The sequence below is a fragment of the Aeromonas finlandensis genome (genome assembly GCF_000764645.1).
Taxonomy (GTDB): domain Bacteria; phylum Pseudomonadota; class Gammaproteobacteria; order Enterobacterales; family Aeromonadaceae; genus Aeromonas; species Aeromonas finlandensis.
On sequence record NZ_JRGK01000187.1, the window covers coordinates 1 to 2,616 of the forward strand.

Sequence of the window (2,616 nt, forward strand, 5' to 3'; positions counted from 1 at the left end):
GTACAACGCCACATTAGATAATCCGGCGATGAGAAGGCAGGGAGCTGCCGCGACATGCAAGGTAATATCCTGTTGTTGGCGTACCACATGAGTCACACTGGAAAAGTCACTTGGTTCCAAGCTGTTACAGGTATGAGGTAAAGTTAAGTGTTTAATTAAAGAATAGTGTCCACGCAATGCGCCCAACATTTTTTTTAGATAAGAGAGGTTAGTATGTCCGGATGGAAAATATTCGATAAGTACATCCAGTGTTCCGCCACAAGGTAAAGGCACATTGGGTTCCATTCCCCCTTTGCCATAGCGGATTACCTGGCTGTCAGCTGTATATTCGCCGACTGCTACACGTCGAAGAAAATCTTCTTCAACACAACCTCCGGATAATGAACCGCAATGGCGACCATTACTTGTGGCTACCATCAAGGCTCCGGGTGAGCGTGGCGAAGATCCATAAGTACTCAACACAGTACATAGCCATACTGGTTTTCCCTGTTGTTGCCATTCAATGGCCTGACTAATCACATTAATGTCAATATGTTGCATAGGTTAATATTCCACTAATCAATAATTACAAAAGTCGGGGCCATTGGAAAATTTACTTGCACGATAAAAAATTGATTTCTGTTCAGTGATGATTGCAGTCAAATCACTAGTGTTAATTCATTTTGGGAAAGGAAGATATATATGTAATGGATTAATACGGGTTATTTTATTGCAACAAAGTTAGTACGTATTATATTTGCGCGATTAACATTTCAATTAACAAAAGCGGACAACAAATTAACATTAATGGTCATGATGGGGTGGTTGATGATTGCTCTTGTTTCTCGTTATGCCGGGAGCAGGTAAGGTATGTCGTGAAAGGGCATCACTCGTTTTGAGTTCTGCCGCGACAATGGCGATATCACGTCGTGTGGGCTTGTGTTGGATTGCATGTCGGGGATGTTGAATGAACGTTGCCAAGGAGGTGCCCGGGTGAGCTTGGTCCGCAAGGTTTTTGGTTATGGGTCGCAGTATGAGCGGTCGCCATGCTTGTCATGTCCGAAATAGGCCCCGGCAGGGACGTGATTCAACGGATGGATTTCACTTGGCAAGGTGAGCCCCTGTTTTGCTATTTGCCTCAACGAGGGTGGGCCTGATACCACGTGAAACATGGATAAGAAATAAGGAGACCCAATGAAGGGACGTTGTCATTGTGGTGCGATCCGTTACGAGTTACTTGCGGCCCCCTTTGCCGCTGATTTTTGCCATTGTCGGGATTGCCAGCGCACTACGGGGGCACCGGTAGGGGCCTGGATGGATTTTCGCGTCGAGCAGGTGCAGTGGCTGTGTGGCAAACCGAGTGAATACGCGTCGTCTGAGACTATTCGACGCGGTTTTTGCGCGAAGTGTGGTTCGACTCTCAGCTATCGCAGTACCCAATATCCCGAATACCTGACCTTGGCCATCGCTTCTCTTGATAATCCTGACGCGGTCGCGCCGACCTATCACATTTATACCGCCAGCCAGATGCCCTGGTTGCCGATCTCGGACGAGCATCCCCGTTATCCGAAAGGGAAGTAGCTTGTGGCGTTAACCTGGAAACAGAAAACAAAAAACAGGAAAGAGGAGTGCACCATGGAACTGGTGGTGATCCGCCACGCGGAGACGCAGGCCAATGCCGAGGGACGTTATCAAGGCGCGCTGGATATCGGGCTCAATGACGATGGCGTGCGCCAGATCTCCCGGCTGGCTGAGAAGGTGGCAGCGACACAGCCGCCGTTCGATCGGTTGCTGGCGTCGCCCCTGCTGCGAACAAGGGAGAGCGCAGCCATCTTGTCTCGCCAGTTGGGATTGCCTGTGGAGCTTGCGCTGGCCTTTCGTGAGCGGAATGTCGGCCTGTTTGAAGGGCTGACGCAGGCAGAGGCGAGGACGCGCTATCCCGAACTGTGGGCGCGCAATATCACTCGGCTCTGGGCCGAGGCACCTCCCGGTGGTGAAACCCTGGACGAGGTGATTGCCCGTGTCTCGCAGGAATTAACGGCACTGGCTTCGACCCTGCAAGGGGAGCGGGTATTGCTGGTGGCGCACGGTGTGGTCGCCAAGGTGGTCCGCGCCGTAACGATTGCCGGATTTGATGACTTCTTCGAGTGGCAATTGCCCAACGGCGGCATGCTGTCGGTGAGGCTCTCTCTGGCTGATGGTGGCCCACTGCGCTTTAGCCGTCCCCTTGATGGTCATGATTGAAGAGTGCAACGGGCCGGATGGCGCGGAGAGATCTCACAGCCTTCCTATAGGAGTGATGCCTGATGGCCTCTATTTGCGATGATATGTCGCCGTGTTGTGTCGAGGTGACAGGCAGCGAGGAGCCCGGGCATTTTGCGGTTGTGCCAAAGAACAGAGCCAAAAAGCAGCGCGACCGAAGAGGGTAGCGCAGCTTTTTGTGTTCGCTGCGGTTGGTTATCTCTCTGTAGGCAGCGGCTATCAGTGTCATCACAGGGCAGGGGGGAGATGGCCATCAGGTTGGCTCCAGATCCTCCTTGCGACAGCAGTTACGCCCCTGTTTCTTGGCCAGATAGAGGGCGGTGTCGGCTCGTCTCACCATTTTTTCCACGCTGTCGTAGCAGCCCTTGCTGGTGC

Annotated in this window: 3 protein-coding genes; 2 read left to right on the top strand and 1 reads right to left on the bottom strand. The window is 52.3% G+C overall.

Annotated features, from left to right (window positions below; genetic code table 11):
- The coding region (locus LD28_RS22390) for an XdhC family protein (RefSeq protein ID WP_277619820.1) at positions 1–540 on the bottom strand (540 nt) is incomplete at its 3' end.
- Positions 541–1,173: 633 nt separating this feature from the next.
- Between LD28_RS22390 and LD28_RS0112425 the strand changes: the two genes are divergently transcribed.
- A complete protein-coding gene (locus LD28_RS0112425) occupies positions 1,174–1,560 on the top strand; it encodes a GFA family protein (RefSeq protein ID WP_033137279.1) in 387 nt (128 codons plus the stop codon).
- A 54-nt stretch (positions 1,561–1,614) separates the two neighbouring features.
- Positions 1,615–2,223, top strand: coding sequence for a histidine phosphatase family protein (locus LD28_RS0112430; protein ID WP_033137280.1), 609 nt, complete (start codon positions 1,615–1,617; stop codon positions 2,221–2,223).
- Positions 2,224–2,616 lie beyond the last annotated feature (393 nt).

Excerpts from the sequence above, each read along its gene's own strand:
- LD28_RS0112425 (WP_033137279.1), top strand. The coding sequence starts at position 1,174 with ATGAAGGGACGTTGTCATTGTGGTGCGATCCGTTACGAGTTACTTGCG.
- LD28_RS0112430 (WP_033137280.1), top strand. The coding sequence starts at position 1,615 with ATGGAACTGGTGGTGATCCGCCACGCGGAGACGCAGGCCAATGCCGAG.